At 60.4% G+C, this 16,320-nt stretch carries 9 protein-coding genes; all 9 read right to left on the reverse strand.

Annotation, left to right across the window (positions count from 1 at the left end):
* Positions 1-2 precede the first annotated feature (2 nt).
* Positions 3-3,593, reverse strand: coding sequence for an FAD-dependent oxidoreductase (locus KDL09_RS21145; protein ID WP_294389519.1), 3,591 nt, complete (start codon positions 3,591-3,593; stop codon positions 3-5).
* A gap of 63 nt (positions 3,594-3,656) precedes the next feature.
* Positions 3,657-4,829, reverse strand: coding sequence for a hypothetical protein (locus KDL09_RS21150; protein WP_294389522.1), 1,173 nt, complete (start codon positions 4,827-4,829; stop codon positions 3,657-3,659).
* A gap of 3 nt (positions 4,830-4,832) precedes the next feature.
* Positions 4,833-6,062 carry a hypothetical protein gene (locus KDL09_RS21155; protein ID WP_294389523.1) on the reverse strand — a complete coding sequence of 410 codons (1,230 nt, stop codon included), beginning with the start codon at positions 6,060-6,062 and terminating at the stop codon, positions 4,833-4,835.
* A gap of 26 nt (positions 6,063-6,088) precedes the next feature.
* A complete protein-coding gene (locus KDL09_RS21160; protein WP_294389524.1) occupies positions 6,089-7,633 on the reverse strand; it encodes a hypothetical protein in 1,545 nt (514 codons plus the stop codon).
* Between the two features lie 3 nt (positions 7,634-7,636).
* On the reverse strand, positions 7,637-11,119 hold the full coding sequence (locus tag KDL09_RS21165) for an FAD-dependent oxidoreductase (RefSeq protein ID WP_294389526.1): 3,483 nt from the start codon (positions 11,117-11,119) through the stop codon (positions 7,637-7,639).
* Positions 11,120-11,211: 92 nt separating this feature from the next.
* Positions 11,212-12,639 (reverse strand): arylsulfatase, encoded by a 1,428-nt coding sequence (locus KDL09_RS21170; protein ID WP_294389528.1) that lies wholly within the window; start codon positions 12,637-12,639, stop codon positions 11,212-11,214.
* Between the two features lie 46 nt (positions 12,640-12,685).
* Positions 12,686-14,233: a pyridoxal-phosphate dependent enzyme gene (locus KDL09_RS21175; protein WP_294389531.1), complete on the reverse strand. Its 1,548-nt coding sequence runs from the start codon at positions 14,231-14,233 to the stop codon at positions 12,686-12,688.
* A gap of 52 nt (positions 14,234-14,285) precedes the next feature.
* The gene (locus KDL09_RS21180) at positions 14,286-15,989 is read right to left on the reverse strand and encodes an FAD-dependent oxidoreductase (RefSeq protein ID WP_294389533.1); all 1,704 of its coding nucleotides are present in this window, start codon (positions 15,987-15,989) and stop codon (positions 14,286-14,288) included.
* 45 nt (positions 15,990-16,034) lie between these two features.
* Positions 16,035-16,320: hypothetical protein (locus KDL09_RS21185; RefSeq protein WP_294389536.1), on the reverse strand; the 286-nt coding region annotated here is incomplete at its 5' end.

Below are 16,320 nucleotides of genomic sequence, written 5' to 3' on the forward strand. Positions count from 1 at the left end.
CTTCAACGCAGGAGTTCAAACCGTTGGCGCAAGCTTTCGCCGCCCTCATCCAACTTGGCGTCGTAGCCGGTAAACTCACCCTTCGTACCAAAATACTGCGCTGCCGGCATGGCGGGATGATCCGCGGCCGCCTCAAGATCGTTGAAGAAGGTCACGAAGTGTCTGTTCGTCACCAGAGTGCGCACGAGCAGATCAGGATCGAGCTTCCCGGGAGTGGTTTGGTGCTTCTTGGCAAGCGCTGCGGCAAAACCCGCTGCCTCACCCGTCTGCATCCAGACAGGTTCGAGACGCACCGCCCCCCAGGCGACATGCGTGGCACTGAGACACACGGGAACAATCAGGTTGTCGATGTCCTTCGGCAGCAGACATCGCCAGGGGATCTGCGCGGGGCGTGATTCCTCGGTGAGGATGAGTTTGCCGTCATAGTCGTAGCCGGGACGACGATCCGTCTTGCAATCGTGCGAATCCATCGACCAGTCGGTGAAGGCAATGCTGTCTGCATGGACCGGCGGGCGTGTCTGGCCGGGGGCGGGCATGTTGTCGTGCTCGGTGAAGACGTAGCGGCCCACGATGCGTCGCGCCTCACGGACATACATCTCGTAGGGCAGGTTGTGATTGTCGGGGAACTCGTCCAGCGGCAGGCCGATGCGCCGAAAATCAGCGCGTTTCGCCTCGGACACCGATTCGTCGTTCTGCAGGAAATACATCAGGCCGAGCGCGAAATTTGTGTGTCGCGCGACGATCTTCTCGCGCTCCGGCCACGTCGCCTCGGGATACGCGTGGTTCTCGCCCGGCAGGATGGCGCTGTTGAAACTGCTCTTGCCGTTCATCGCGCCCGCGCCCATGCCCTTGCGATTGTAGTTCACATACTCGTCGCGGTTGTAGCCAGGTGGCTGAGCCGGAAGGCGGATGTTTCCCAGCTCATTGCTGAGGCAAAAGCGATGATTGTAGGCCTGAATCGCACCGTCGGCGGTAAAGGGGCTCGTCGGATCGATACTACCCTGAACGTGCGCGTAAGTGTGCAGGTTGAGCTTACCCTCCAGCACGTCCTTCGGTCCCTTCTTCGACTCGATGTTGGTGAACAACTTGCCCGCATGCGGCTCGCCGAACTCTTCGCGGCTCTCGCGTCCGACACGATACGGCACCTTCGCCAGCGCGGCGAGATCGCCTTCATACGTGGCATCGACATAAGTGCAGCCGTTCACGGTGATGTCCTTCGTCGTTCCGTATTCGCGCAATGTCATCGCTTTGAGCAACACGCCCTCCCGTTTCACCTCCACCGGATAGTGCGACAGTAGCGTCGTGACGTTCTTCTCCGCTGAAACGAGCTTGTTGAACAGATGCTCGGCCACCGACGGCTCGAAACGGCTCATCGGGTAATGCGTCTGCGTGTAACGTGCCTGCGAATGCTGCTTGGAGTCTTCGCCATAAGTCTCACGGTAGTAGTCCCCGATCATCTTCGCGTATTCATTAAAGACCGGTGATCGCGGCCCGCCGTAGAGCGCATCCCATTGCATCAGCCCGTTCGTCAGCATGCCGCCGATGTGCCGATTGTGCTGCACCAGCAGCACGCTCAGCCCTTCACGCGCAGCGCGCACCGCACAGGAGATTCCTCCCGGCGTGCCGCCGATTACCACGACGTCAAAGCTCTTCCCATCCACCTCCGCGGCCGTGCTGGAACGCACCGGTTGCACCTTCAGCCTCGCACGCGACTTCGGCGCCGCTTTTGCCGACGAAAGCCCCTTCCACATGCCCAGCAAAGCTTCGCCGCGCGTGCGCTCCATCGGCTTCGAACCCGCCAGTTCCGCCTGACCCACCTCTTTGACGAGTTCCATCGGCTTCAGCGTTCCATCGCGCAGCGCATTCAATCCGCGCCCCCACACAGCACGAACGCTTTCCGTCAGCGGCTCGTCCAAGCGTGCATTGTAGTCGGCAAAGAAACCCTTGGTGGCAAAATACTGTGCCGCAGCGACACGCGCATCATCCGACGACACATCCACGTCGTTGAAAAAGCTCAGCATCACATGGCTCGCAGCCAGTTTGCGCAGCAGCAGATCTGGATCGATCTGCGCGGGCGCGATTTGATTCTGCACCGCGAGCACCGCCGCATGCCCGGCGGATTCGCACAGGTTCATCCATGTCGGCTCCAGTCGGATCGTGCCCCACGCAACATGAGTCGAGGACAAGCACACCGGCACGAGCAGATTGTCCACGCCCTCCGGCAGAATCGACCGATACGGCACCTGTCCGGGGAAGGTCTCGACATCGAGCATCATCTTCCCCTCTTCCAACGCGCCGGGAATGTGACGCGGCGTGCAGGCGTGCGTGTCGAGATACCACTCTGTCGCACCGATGCTGTCCTCATGAACCGGCGCACGTTCAAGTCCCTCAGCCAGCGTCGCGTCACGTTCGGTGAAGACGTAGCGTCCTTTGATGCGCCGCGCTTCGCGCACATAGAACTCGTAGGGCCGGTGACCGTTGTCACCAAACTCGTCCTTCGCCAGACCAAACTCGCGCCACGATTTCTGCCGCGCTGGCTCCACCGACGAATCGTTCTGCAAAAAGTACAGCAGCGCCATCGTCGCATCCCAATGCGCGTCCATGATCTTCTGCCGCTCAGTCCAATCGGCCTCGACGTAGGCTGAGTGGATGCCGACGAGTTGCGGACGATTCCATCCACGCTTCGCATTGGGAATCGGCGATACAATGGAGCCGTGCTCAAGCATCTTCAGCTTCTCAGGATCGTAGTTCGTCGGCTTCTCCACCGGCATTCGATTCTCCGGATCGGAGCTGAGGATCGTGCGGTAATTGAAGGCCTGCACACTCCCATCCGCCTCGCCCGTGCTCTCCGGCTGCTTGATCCGCTGAAAGCCGCTGAACTTCCGCAAATTGAGCCGGTGATGCAGCTCCGCCAAACGCGCCAATTCCGGTGCCTCAGCCGCCTTCACCGGTGACATGTAAATCACGCCTGCGTGAGGCTCATTGAACTCACTCCGCGCCTCACGTCCCAGCCGACACGGCACCTTCGCCATCGCCGCGAGATCCCCTTCGTAGCTGCAATCGGCGAAGACCTTCGCCTGCACCTCGATGGCTTCCACATTGCCCCACAGACTCATGAAGCTCGCCGACTGAATCAAAGCCCCCGCACGCTCGACCGATGACGGCACACGATTCTTGATCACTCGAATGCGCTTCTCCTTCGCCACCAGCTCCGTGAGAATCTTCTCCGCCACCTTCGGCTCGAACTTCCCGTTCGTGTGCCCGCTCTTGCCCGGTAGCGCATCGCGATACTGGCGGGAGTCCTCGCCATAGGTCGTGCGATAGTGATCAAAGATCACCTGCCGGACCTCATCGTAAATCGGCGCCCGTTTCCCCTCCCACAACGTGTCCCACACGCCGAGCCCGCTGGAGAGGATGCCACCGAGGTGATCATTGTGATTCACCAGTACCACATTCAAACCCTCCCGGGCCGCCCGAACCGCCATCGCGATGCCACCCGGTGTGGCTTCGTAGATGCAAAGATCGGCCTGGATCGTTTCCGCACGAGCCAACGAGGCAAGAAGCAGCAGTAAGGAGATGAAGAGCGATTTCATGATGGGTAGATTCGATTGGCAATCGAATCGGTTCGGACGTTCGGCTTCGATTGCCAATCGAAGCTATGGGTAGCCCCGCCGCGATTCGTTCCCCGCGGCGTCGAGAAAGGAAAGTGAGTAATCGTGGAGCTCGGCAGAGTCGTCGGTCAGTCCATCGCCACGCAGAACCTCGGGCGTCGAATCACGGGAAGTCGCCAGATAATCCACCGGCTTGAGCCCGATCTCTTTCCACAGCTTCCCATCCCGATACACTCGCAGCGCCCGAAGACCGCCTGAGATCTCGGGCACGATACGCCACGTCAGTCGCGCCTGACCTTTGGCATCCCGAGTGACGGTCAACTCGGGCGCGGTGAGCTTCGGCTCGATCGGACGCAGCGTTCCCGTCTCCGAAAACTCACGCCACAGCTTCGCAAATGCCGCATTCGGCATCCATGATTCGGATGAGTCATTCGAAGCCATCGCCTCGGCTTTTCCCGAAAGCACCGCATCAAAGAAGGAGATACTCGTCAACCGCGAGTCATCGCAGCCGTGCTCCGAGCGAGGATCGATCACGCGGCAGACTTTCCCACCCGAAGAGCGCAATTCACGGAACATCGCATTCATCGGCTCCCAGGAGACGAAATGGCTGGAAGTTGACACCGTCTCCCGCTTCCCCCACACAAAGAGCAGCGGCAAATCACGCGCCACAGGCCCGAAGCGGGCACGAAACGCCGGATCACCGAACTGCTTGTGGCATCCGCCGCGAAACGAGGCCGCCAGCACACGGCCGGGATGCCGCACAATCATTTGCGATGACCAACTCGAACCGCCGGAATGCCCCCACAACACCCAGCGTGCGTCTTTCAGCTCGGGCCGCTCCGAGCGCTGTGCAAAATCATCTAGCGCCGCAAGAAGCGCACGCTCCGAACCACTGTCCGGGTCATTCCACTCATCGCAATTCTTCGCCACGTGATACATCGGCACCAGCAACGCCGCGTCATGCTTCCGCGCCAGCGCCCGCCAGTGCCAGTCACTCGTGATCGGCGGGTGCTTGTCCGGCGAGGCGTTCGTGCAGCCATGCTGATGAATGATGACCGCTTTCACCGGCTTCGACGCTTCTGCGATCCAGCAGGAGAACTCCGCATGCTGAAAACGATCGCCATCACGCGGCGGAACGATGAGATCGAGCAGCAGGCCGTCAGCGGCGGCAGATAGGCTGGTGGTAGCGAGCAGCAGGAACAGGAGCGATTTCATCATGGGCTACTCCTCCGGCTCCGGCGTGAGTTTCAGCGCGAGGCTGCGGAAGTTCTTCACGCGATGAAACGTGGCATGATCGGCATCGTGCTGATTTGGCGCGTTGATACTGCTGCGCGCGATGATCGCGAGGTCGTCGCCGTCGATCACCGGCCGTGCATACATGAAGGACTGCGAGATCTTGCCCGCCTGCGCCACGCAGCCGGCCTGGAACCAGTTCAACCCATCGAGACCATACATGAGCATGAGGAAGCGGCGGTCATTGCCGCCCACACCGCTGGCGAAGGCGACGTTGCCGCGCTTCTCGCCATCCTGCCACCAGTCGTAGGCACCCTGGCTGTCCACGACGAGGTTCGCCGTGGCCCAGAACAGCTTCGAATTCTCATCGTAGATGATGCAGAACTTCAACTGGCCTCCGGGCATCGGATGATATTGCGTGAACTTCAGCTCGATCGGCCCGCCCTTGTCCTCAAAGTCGAGCACAGCGGCGAGTCCGGCGGTGGACTGACGCTTCGGCTTTACCGTCATCATCACGCGCAGCTTGCCCTGCACCTCGATGACATTCGGCTCCAGATACTGGCTCGTCAGCGCGGAGAACTTCGGATTCGTCATCGCATCGGGCACACCGGGAAACGGCACGGGCTCGGACAAGCGCCACGCCTTCGGATTCATCGGATCACCGGTCAAATCACCCGCAATGATGCGCGGTCCGCGCAGCTTGCCGAGCGCGAGATCATCCGTGGCCCAGTAAAGCCGGTCCGCCTTCTGCACCATGCCCGTGTGGCAGTTCCAGAAGTGCCCTTCAAACAACGTCACCGCCTCCGACCACGTCTTGCCGCCATCGTTGCTCTTCAAGAGCAACAAGTCATCATTCCGGACCTTCGTGCCGCCTTTGTTTGCGAAGAGAAACAATTCTCCTTTGTGAATCCACGGTGCGGCGGAGTAATACGGCAGCTCCGACACCTGCGACCAGTTCTGCCCGCCATCGCTGCTGCGTAAAATGTGTGTGCGGCTCTGCGTGGCCCGCCGCTCCGCGCTCCACTCGTTGCGCGGCACCACGGGCACCACCGCGACGAGCGCGCCGTCATCCATTCGCACCAGGCCCGGTCCTTCGACATAGCGCTCGCGATCCGGATTGTGAAACACGATGCGATAATCCTGCGCGAGCGGCTTCGCCTGCGCATGGATGAACCCTGGAGTGAAAAGCAGGCAGGAGAAGAGAAGAAGCGGTTTCATGAGGCGGCTCGGGATTCGATGGAACGTCAATCAATCCAATAGCTGAACAGATCTCCATTCAGCAGATGAAAGCGGAGACGGATGGGCTTGCCTGCGGGAAGCGCGTCTGTGTCTTTCCATCGGACGGCCAACTTCACAGCATCCTGTTTTTCGATCATGCTGGATTCCTTATCGTAGCCTGGGATGACTTGTCCATCTGCATCCAGCACCTCCACAGCGAGGCTGCCGCTTTTGACATCCGCATTGACCGTGAGCTTGCTGCCTTCGGGGACAAACTCATGCGTTTCGATGATGCCCGCTTTGTCCTTGGCCTGCAATGAAGCCACTCCATCGATCCGCCACTTGGCCACAGCGATGGACTGCTGTTTGTCCGGTGCCAAGCCACCATGCGGCGTCGTCACGGCGGTGTAATACATCCACATCTCGTCGCCGACGAATACGGGCGCGTTGCACAGGCCAAAAATGCTGCCGGCATCATAGGCATGAGGGCCCAGCGGGATCACGGGACTGCGGTCCGAGCAGCGGTCCCAATGCCGGCCATCCCGGCTGGTGACGAGCTGCACATCGATGAGGCCGGTGGCGGATCTTTTGCGGCCATTCACCTCGTCATTGCCGAACAAGGCCGACGGTGGCTCGACGCGTCGGAAATGCGTCACAAAGCCCAGCCATTGGCCCGCATAAGGAAACGCGGACAGATTGTAGTATTCTGAATAAGTGCCTCCCTTCAGCTTGCGCGTGGCTTTGTTGTCCACCTCATCAGCGACCACCACAGGATGCGGCTCGGACCAGTGCTTCATGTCTTTGCTGACCGAGAGAAACACGTGGCGGATGCCGATCACCCGCGGATCGCCCTGACGTTTGTGAAAGGCGAGGTATTCGCCCGTCACCGGATCCTGCGAGAGCGTGATGGTGTCGCAGCCGAGCAGGATGGGCTCGTGGTCCACCTGCCAACGCAGGCCATCGGCGGAATGAGCCGCGTAATACAAGCGCTGGGTTTTGTCCCGATACCAGTCCACCATCTCAAACTTGTCCTTGAGCCGCTGCAGCCTGGCGTCGTCCACTCCCATGCTCGCATTGCCAACCGCCTTGTAGCGCTTCGCCGGGTCCGTCTCGAACTTGTCCTCGATGATGCTGGGACTGTGCAGACGCAGATTTGTTTCATTGGTCGCGCCCATCACATTCAAAACAGGGCGATCCCAGTGAATGCCGTCGCTGGAGGTGGCGTAAAGAACGCTGCCCGGATCGGCATACCACATTCTGAAGAAGCCCGTTTTTTTATCGCGCAGCACCGTTCCGTAAATGTTCACCCGCTTGTCGATGATGCCGTCCTCCGACCTCACTTCCCAGGGCATTTCAGCCGTGAGCACGGGGCGCTCGAGTTTCTTCGCCGGGTGAATGACACGCGTGATTCCCTGCTTGCTGCGAATCCTGACGCTGTCCACAAAGAGCTGCTTTTCCCCCTTCTTCAAAACAGGTGCAGGCGGACGTTCGCGTGCAACTTCCTGCGAGAGCAACGGCGCGGTCTGTGTTAAAGCAGCGAGAGAGATGGCAAGAGTGAGAAGTCGCTTCATGGCTTACTTTGAGTTCAACGTGTTCCAGAGGCTGAGCAGCTCTGTTCCACGTTTTTCTCCCGTGACGGGTGAGTTCTTTGCCTCCGCGTCGTAAGCGGCCTTAGCGAGTTCCATGGTATTCAGCGTGTCGTTTTTGAGGTCAGCAAAGCCTTTCTCCCACGCAGCCTTCACCGCCTCGGTGAGCGGTTCGTCGAGTTTGGCATCGTAGCTCGCAAAAAAGCCCTTCGTGCCAAAATACTGCGCCGCAGTCACTCGCGGATCATTCCCAGCAACATCCACGTCGTTGAAGAAGGAGATCATCACGCGGCTCGCAGCGAGCTTACGGATCAACACATCGGGATCGAGCTTCGCGGGTGTTGTTTGGGCTTTCACGGCCAATGCGGCGGCGAAACCAGCGCCTTCGCCGAGTTGCATCCAGACAGGTTCGAGGCGGATGCTGCCCCAGCCGACGTGCGAGGCGCTGATGGCGACCGGGACGAGGAGGTTTTCGAATTCGTTCGCGAGGATCGATCGATAAGGCACCTGCGCAGGGCGGGATTCTTCGCCGAGGAAGAGGATGCCGTCGGTGTTGCCGCCGGGTGCCTTGCGCGGCAGGCAGGCGACGGAATCGACCGGCCAGTCGGTCATGGCGATGCTGTCGGCGTGAATGGGTGTGCGGTCGATGCCCTCGGCGATGACGTTGTCCTGCTCTTTGAAAACGTAGCGGCCAACGAGACGTCGCGCCTCGCGAACGTAGATTTCATACGGCGCGTGACCGTTGTCGGGGAACTCATCCGCCGGGAGTCCATAGCCGGCGAACTGCTTGCGATCCTTCTCCGGCGCCTCGGGATCGTTTTGCACCCACCAGAGGTGCATGAGCATGGCTTCGAGATAGCGCTTTGAAATCGCTTCGCGCGTTGGCCAATCGGCACCGGGATACTCATTCTGCGGGCCGATGAGGCGTCCGCCGTTCCACGCGACTTTCTTATTTGGAAGATTCGGCACGAAACCACTGCCTGTGGCCGATTTGGCGATGGCGAGATCGAAGTTCGCGGGCTTCTCGACCATGATCCGGTTCGCTGGATCGCGCGTGAGAATGAGGCGGTAGTTGTAGGCCATCACGCTGCCATCCGCCGCGCCACTCTGCGGCCCTTCGACGATGTCGGCGGTGGCGTGGCTGTTGTAGCGGATGTTCAGCGTGCCTTCGTCGGCGGCCTTCGGAAAGCCGCGCTGACCTGGCTCCTTGTGGCGCTCCTGCGTGTAGATGACGCCCGCGTGCTTTTCGCCGTATTGCGCACGTGATTCGCGGCCGATTTGAGTCTTCACACCCGCTGCTGCCATCAAATCGCCCTCATACATGCCATCGGCGAAAACCTTGCCGCTGACCATGATCGTCTTCTCGCCATGCATCGGCTTGAGCGTCACGCTTTGGATCAAAGCGCCATCGCGTTGCGCTTGAGTGACGATGTGGCCGAGCAACACGGTGAGCGTCTTCTCCTTGGCGAGCATCTCGTTGAAAAGCATCTCCGCAATGCGCGGCTCGATCTTCGGACGATCAATGTGCGCACGGCTCGTCTTGCTCGGCATCGAGGCGATGTGCTGTGGCGATCCTTCGCCATAAGTCTTCGCGTAATACTGCGCCGCGCCCGTGATCATCTCGCCATAGATCGGCGAGCGAGAGCCGTCATACGGAGCCTCCCAACCGCCTGCACCGCTGGTCACAAAGCCACCGAGATGCTGCGTGTGATTCACCAGCAGCACGCTGAGTCCCTCGCGTGCCGCACGCACCGCACAGGCGATGCCGCCCGGCGTTCCGCCGATGACGACGAGGTCATACGATTTGCCATCGACGTCCTGCGGCTTCGCAGCGCTTTTCAAAAACATCGGCGGCGGAATCTTCACGGGTGCCGCAGCGGGTTTCATCGGAAAACCCGCGTCAGCGAGGATGTTGCGTTCGGCCACGGCCTCGGCTTCCGGCACGAGTTGCAGGCCATCGACAACGACGTAGCCGTCCGCGCCGGGGTTGGAGATTTCAATCGTTCCCGATTTGCCCTTGGCGAAGGCAAAAGCACCCAGCGAACGCGGAATGCCATTCTCCAGACAGGCTTCGCGCTGGTTTTGTGTCACAACTTTCGCACCATCCGCACTGCGAATCGTGATCGTGGCGTTCTGTGCACGATTCGTGGCATGCATATAAAGCAGGCGCACCTCGTAGTTGCCATCTGCTGGAATGTCGGGCGTGAACTTCGCCACGACGGCCGACTTCTTCGGACGATCATCGTGCCGATACGATGCGCCAACGAGAGGAGTAAGTTTGTCACTCGTCTTCCAGATTCCCGTGTATTCCGCCGCATCATCATCCAGAACGATGCCTGCGGCTTTGCGCGCCGCGGTCTCGCCCGCTGTCTTCTCCGCGTGATCGGTCTCGGCGAGCGTGAATCGCGTGCTCACGACCGAGTTCTGCTCCGCGCCGGGGCGATACTTGATGTAGGTCGTCGCAACGAAGGTGCCGTCCGGCAGCAACTCGAGACCCGGATACCCGCAATCGCTGCCTTTGTGGCTGTGCAGCAGCTTGATTTTGTATTCGCCCTCCCTGCCGCTGACGATGTCCTCGTAGCGACCGACCCAGGCGACGAAATGCCCGTGCGTGGTCTTGTTCGAGCCCATGTCGCGAAAACAAACCACCAGCCGTCCATCCGCAGCATAGCGCGGCATGTGCCGGTCACCCCACAGACCTGGCGGCAGAGTTTGATGCTTCGACCAGGTGCGGCCTTCATCATCGCTCGTCATGAAGTGGCTGCCTGCACTGCGGATGTTCTCACGCAGGAGGCAGAGCAGTTGTTTGCCATCGGGCGAGCGGATCACCGCGGGCTCGCAAGGCTTCATTTCGCCGAGATCGAGCAGCACACGCCACGCGCTCCAAGACATGCCGCCGTCGGTGGACTCGCTCTGCACGATGATATTGCTGCGAGGATCTTTTGTCTCGCCAGGACGGCGGATGCTCGTCAGGCCGATCAAACGTCTGCCCCCGTCCACCGGCGCGATGGTGCAAAACGGCATCACGCACTCCAGTCCTGTGCTGTGCATCGGCGACCACGTTTTTCCCTCATCGTCGGAGTGCGATAACTGCATCTTGTGATCAGGCCCGTTGCTGGTGAAGACGAACAAGCGCGTCACGCCCTGCGGATCCGTCAACCGGTAAAGCGACGGGCAGTTCTTTGCCAACTGCCAGTTCTCCGGCACCGGCAGCAGATCGCTCCACGTCTTGCCGCCGTCATCGCTGCGCTTCATCGGCCCGCAGGTGCCGCCATGGCCGTGCGTCCAGACGCAGAAGATCGTTTTGCCATCCGGCAGCAGCAGCGTCGTTGGATGTCCTTGATAAACTTCCTCCGTGCCTTGTGCGATCACGACCTGTCTCGCCGTGTCTTGTGAAAGGTCCACAACCGGCAGTGGCTCCGCCGCGATGATACAGGAGAATGAGAGGATCGTGGCAACGAACGTGCGCAAGGTTGGGAAGGGCATGATTGATACACGATGGACGCCCCGCGCCGCTATCTGGTCAAGAGAGAAGACCAACGGCCACATCGGCCCGTACAGGATTACTCGTCGTTCTTTTTGCCCGGCTTCGGCGGCGCCGGTTTCCAGTCGTAGTGCTCGTTGGGTGTGTGACTGGTCTGCATGAGTTGCAGCATTTCGGCGGCGATCTCCGGATACTGAGCAGACACGTCGGTGGTCTCGGCCAGATCGGAGTCGAGGTTGTAGAGCTCCAGCGACTTCGACGGATTTTTCAGAATGCCGGTGCGCACGGCCTTCCACGGTCCACGACGCACCGCCTGCTGACCGCCGTTGTTGTAGGCCTCCCAGTAGAGATTCGCGTGCACCTTTTGCTCGTCGGCGTGACCGGTGAGCAGCGGCGCCATCGAGATGCCGTCGAGACCTGCGGGCGGTTTCACACCCGCCAGTTCGGCAAACGTGGGCAGCATATCCCAGTGCGCGGAGATGTGTGAGGATTCGGTGCCCGGCGTGATCGTTCCTGGCCACCACGCGATGAACGGGCAGCGGATGCCGCCTTCGTAGAGTTCGAACTTGATGCCTCGCAGCGGACCGTTGCCATCGAAGAACTTCGGATCCGCCCCACCGGCGGAGGTGGGGCCGTTGTCACTGGAGAAAATGACCAGTGTGTCCTTCGCGATGCCGAGTTCACCCAGCAGGTCGAGCATTCGTCCCACATCGCGATCCAGACGGCTCACCATCCCGGCAAAGGTCGCATGCGGCCGCGGTTCATACCGGTAATGCTGGCCGCCCGGCGTTCCATAGGGCTCGGTTTCTTCAATCGAGCCGATGTAGGGTTTCTTCGAATCATCCGGAACATCGAGGTCCACATGCGGGATCGTGTAGGCCATGTAGAGGAAGAACGGCGCGCCTTTCTGATGCTGCTTGATGAACTCGATGCCCTCCTGCGTGAACAGATCGTGGCTGTAGTGCGTGCGCTTCTCCGGGTTGTCGGGATACAGCACCTTCTCGCGATTCCGCCAGAGAAAGGGCGGGTAGTAGTGATGCGCGTTGCTTTGATTGAGATAGCCGAACCAATGATCAAATCCCTGCTCGTTCGGCACGCCGGTCGAACCTTCTTCACCGCAGCCCCACTTGCCGATCACTCCCGTGGCGTAGCCTGCTTGCTTCAAAACCTCCGCCATCGTCACATCGTCTGGCAGCAAGGTCGGCTGGCCTTTGCCCGGCGGGCGAAGATGCGAGCCGTTGTTGCGGATGCGCCCGTGTCCGGTGTGAAATCCGGTAAGCAGTGATGACCGCGTGGGCGCGCACATGCAGGAGCCGGAGTAATGCTGCGTGAGCTTCAAGCCCTCCGCACGCATGCGATCAATGCGCGGCGTCCGGATCACCTTCCCGCCGTAGCACGCCAGATCGCCGTAGCCGAGGTCGTCGGCGAGGATGTAGATGATGTTGGGCGCTTTCGCCGAAGCGAAGGACGTGATCAGCAGGAACAAGGAAAGGCAGAAGAGACGCATGGCCGCATGGAAACGAAGCCCATGACCGCTTTTCGCATCGGATCACTCAAGCCGTCATGCGCGCCATGGTTGCCTCGTCCACCGGTCTGCAAGAACGATACCCTTCCCCGTGCTCAGGAAGATCCTGAAGGAAGGCGGCGCGGGCACCGACGCTCTGGAAATCGAGACCGATCAATGCGCGGCCAATGCGCTCGCCCGATTGACGGTAGTTAAAGTAGCAAAGGCTGGCGCGATCTCGAATGAGCCGGGAGAGGAAATCATGCAAGGCCCCGGAACGCTCGTAGAAATCCAGACGCAGAAAGACCGGATGCGACAACAGATCCCCGCGCAACGAGATGGCGCGAAAGGTCACATCCACGGCTCCCGTGAGATCTTCCCATTGATATCCACCTGCCTCCAATCGTGCGGGCAACTCGGCCAGTTTATCCGCATTTTCAGCCGTCACCGTGAAGACGGGACACGCATGGTCAGGGGAATTCAGGCCGTATTGGAAGTCGGCGATGTTCATTCCCTCAAAGCACGAGTCCAACAGGGCGAGCGTGGCCCCGGTCCGCTCAGGAATGTGCACTCGCAGCGTGCGCGACGCATCGTTCATCGAACCCGCCGACTGGGCGATGAGCCCAAGCTGAAGGAAGTCGATATTCGCGCCAGTGATGACCACCAGCACCTTCTTGCCGGCCAGCGCCGCGCGATCCTTCAGCACCGCCGCCAGTCCCATGGCACCGGAAGGCTCGGAGATGCAGCGCAACGTCTCCCACAGCATGCGGATGGCCGCGCTGACCTCCGCATTCGTGATGGTGACAACGCGATCGATCAACTCACGACAGACGTTGAAAGGCAGTTCACCCGCTTTGCGCACCGCCGTACCGTCACAAAAAATATCGAGGTCATGCAGTTCGACCGGTTTGCCCGCTTCCAGCGCGGCCTTCATCGACGCCTGTCCGATGCCTTCGACACCCACAGTCTCGATCTCAGGCCAGTAAGTCTTCAGCCAGCATGAAACGGCCGACGCCATGCCACCGCCGCCAATCTGTAGGAAAGCGGCATCAAACGGCCCATGACCAGAGAGCACGACCTCATCCGCCAGCGTGCCCTGACCGCCCATGACTTTGAGATCATCATACGCATGCACATAAAAAGCACCACTGCTTCGCTCGTCCTCGCGGGCGGCCAGCACCGCCTCGTCATAGCTGTCGCCGGACAACACGATGCGCACTAACTCACCGCCATGATGCAACACTGCGTTTTGCTTCACCTTCGGCGTGGAGCGCGGCATGTAGATGCGTGCCTGAATTCCGAGTGTCTTCGCCGCCAGTGCCACGCCTTGCGCGTGATTGCCCGCAGAGGCCGTCACCACGCCATTCGTCCGCTGTTCCAGTGTGAGCTGCGTTATCGCATTGCAGGCTCCGCGCCATTTGTAGCACTTCACGGGAGAGAGGTCCTCGCGCTTCACCCAGATCTCCGGCGCAGGGTCGTTGCCCGGCAAAAAGAGACGCTCCATTGGCGTCGGCTGCCCGAAGCGATACACCCGCTCGCGGGCAAACAAGATTTCCTGCCGCAAGCGGCGCTCTAGCGGCAAATTTTCGCGTTCCATCTTGGCGACATACATTCCCGCCAACCCCGCAGCGGCAAGAGGTTTTGTCGCATCAGTGCGTGGCTTTTTTCCCGGGAGCAGTCGCTGTCTTCCACTCCAACACCTGACCGTCTTTCTCCAATCGCGGCTTGAGCTTCGCGTAATCCACATCCTGCACCGAAACGCCGTCCTCAATCGCCTGCACGGCGGCCGTCGCCGCACTTTGGCTCGTGCACATGAAGACCGGTTCCATGCGAATGCTGCTGAAGGCCGTGTGGCTGGCGCTGAGGGCAAAGGTGACGAGCAGATTCTCGCACTCGCTCTTCTTCGGCACGATCGCGTCGTAGCCGATGGCATACGGCGGTGCGCCGTCGCGTCCCGTGGCCGTTTTGCCTTCACGTGCGACGACGCCGTTCTTCACGATGCGGCGGATCTCGTGCGTATCCGTACCGTAGCTGCCGAGACTGACGGATTTTTCCGCAACCTGCCGGCCAAAGGTGTGATGCTCCGTCATGACGAAATCGCTCACCATGCGCCGCGCCTCGCGCACGTAGATCTGATGCGGCCAGCCGCCGTTGTCGGTGAACTCGTCCTTCGGCAAACCAAAACGCTGCATGTCCTTGCGCACCTTTTCCGGCACACACGTATCAGTAGCGAGGAAGTGCAGCAGACCGCGATGGTAATTCTCGTGCTCTTTGGCGATCTTCTCGCGCTGCGCGTAGCCTGCCTCCGGCCAGGCCCACGAAGCGCCGGGCAGATTGCCGCCGAAGGTCGCCGTGTTGAAGTCCCACTTGTCGTTCGGCAACGCATCATGCTTCGAGAACCAGCGCAGGTCCATGTCATCGCCGATGGCGAGGCAGGCCTCGATGAATCGTGCGACGATTTCATAGCGTTTCGAATCGTAGTCCGACGGCGGCGTGATCGGGATCATGTTCGCCGGATTCGTCGTGAGACACAGCCGATAGCAGTAGGCCTGCACGCCCGGCGCCGGCTCGCCCTGTGTGCCCGGGTCGCCTTCGTTGATCAACGGCAGCAGGCCACTCTTCGGATCACCCTTCACGACATACGGATCGAGCGGGAAATCACGATCCCACACACCCTGACCACCCGGCACGCGTCCCGTCGGTCCCGGCTTGAGGTGAGTCGTGCGCGGCAGGTATTTGTCCGTGTAATGAATGCCGTTGTAGGTCTCTCCATACTTCGCATTGCCCTCGCGCATCAGCGTGTAGCTCACACCCGCCTTCGCCATCAAATCGCCCTCGTAGGTGCAGTCGATGAACATCTTCGCGCGAAACACGGTGCCATCTTCCGTGACGAACTCGGTAATGCGTGCTCCTTCCATCTTCGTCGAAGCCAGTCGTGCGTTGAAATGCACCTTCACTCCCGCCTCACGTGCCATCGTCGTAAAAACCTCCTCCGCCTTGTGCGGCTCGATCGCATACGCGCCGCCCGTGGCAGGACCACCGCCCTTGCTTTCAAACGCCTTGTCCCACGCCAGCGTCACGCCCACCGTCGCCGCCAGTTTCGTGAAATACTCACGCGCAATGCCGCCCACTGAACGGGGATCTCCAATGTCCACTGCACTGAGGCCGCCGCTCGTCATTCCGCCGAGGTGCTTTCCCGGTTCGGCGATGACCGCCGACTTCCCCATCCGTGCCGCCTGCACCGCCGCCGCCACACCACCGGACGTGCCGCCATAGACACACACATCGGATTCCACCACCGCCGCAGCGGCAAATGACGACAAAAGGGCAGAGGCGAACAGAAAAGTCTTCATGAGGTTGGTTAGTTGGAGACGAACCAACCACGCCAGCCTTGCTGGTCAAGGCTGCTGACCAATGGCGAGATCGACAAACAAAACCGAGCATACGCCTCCGGACCTCTGCGTGACTTCGAGGCTGTTTTTGCCTTCGCGCAGCCGTTTCGCGGGGATCGTCCAAGCGCGAAGCTCTTCGGGCTTGGCAAGCATGGACGGATAAGGCACCGCGTAGGGTTCGGAAATGTCGTGGGTTGCCTCAATCGCCTCGCCATTGAAGGTGGCCGTCCATTCAGTTCCAATAAGGCTCTTATCGGTTTGAATACGGATACGCGCGTCGCTCTTCCATCCA

The sequence above is a fragment of the Prosthecobacter sp. genome, assembly GCF_020439865.1.
Classification (GTDB): domain Bacteria; phylum Verrucomicrobiota; class Verrucomicrobiia; order Verrucomicrobiales; family Verrucomicrobiaceae; genus Prosthecobacter.

Bases quoted from the DNA above. Each gene is read 5' to 3' on its own strand.
- KDL09_RS21170 (WP_294389528.1), bottom strand. From the start codon at position 12,639: ATGCGTCTCTTCTGCCTTTCCTTGTTCCTGCTGATCACGTCCTTCGCT.
- KDL09_RS21145 (WP_294389519.1), bottom strand. From the start codon at position 3,593: ATGAAATCGCTCTTCATCTCCTTACTGCTGCTTCTTGCCTCGTTGGCT.
- KDL09_RS21150 (WP_294389522.1), bottom strand. From the start codon at position 4,829: ATGATGAAATCGCTCCTGTTCCTGCTGCTCGCTACCACCAGCCTATCT.
- KDL09_RS21175 (WP_294389531.1), bottom strand. From the start codon at position 14,233: ATGGAACGCGAAAATTTGCCGCTAGAGCGCCGCTTGCGGCAGGAAATC.
- KDL09_RS21160 (WP_294389524.1), bottom strand. From the start codon at position 7,633: ATGAAGCGACTTCTCACTCTTGCCATCTCTCTCGCTGCTTTAACACAG.
- KDL09_RS21180 (WP_294389533.1), bottom strand. From the start codon at position 15,989: ATGAAGACTTTTCTGTTCGCCTCTGCCCTTTTGTCGTCATTTGCCGCT.
- KDL09_RS21155 (WP_294389523.1), bottom strand. From the start codon at position 6,062: ATGAAACCGCTTCTTCTCTTCTCCTGCCTGCTTTTCACTCCAGGGTTC.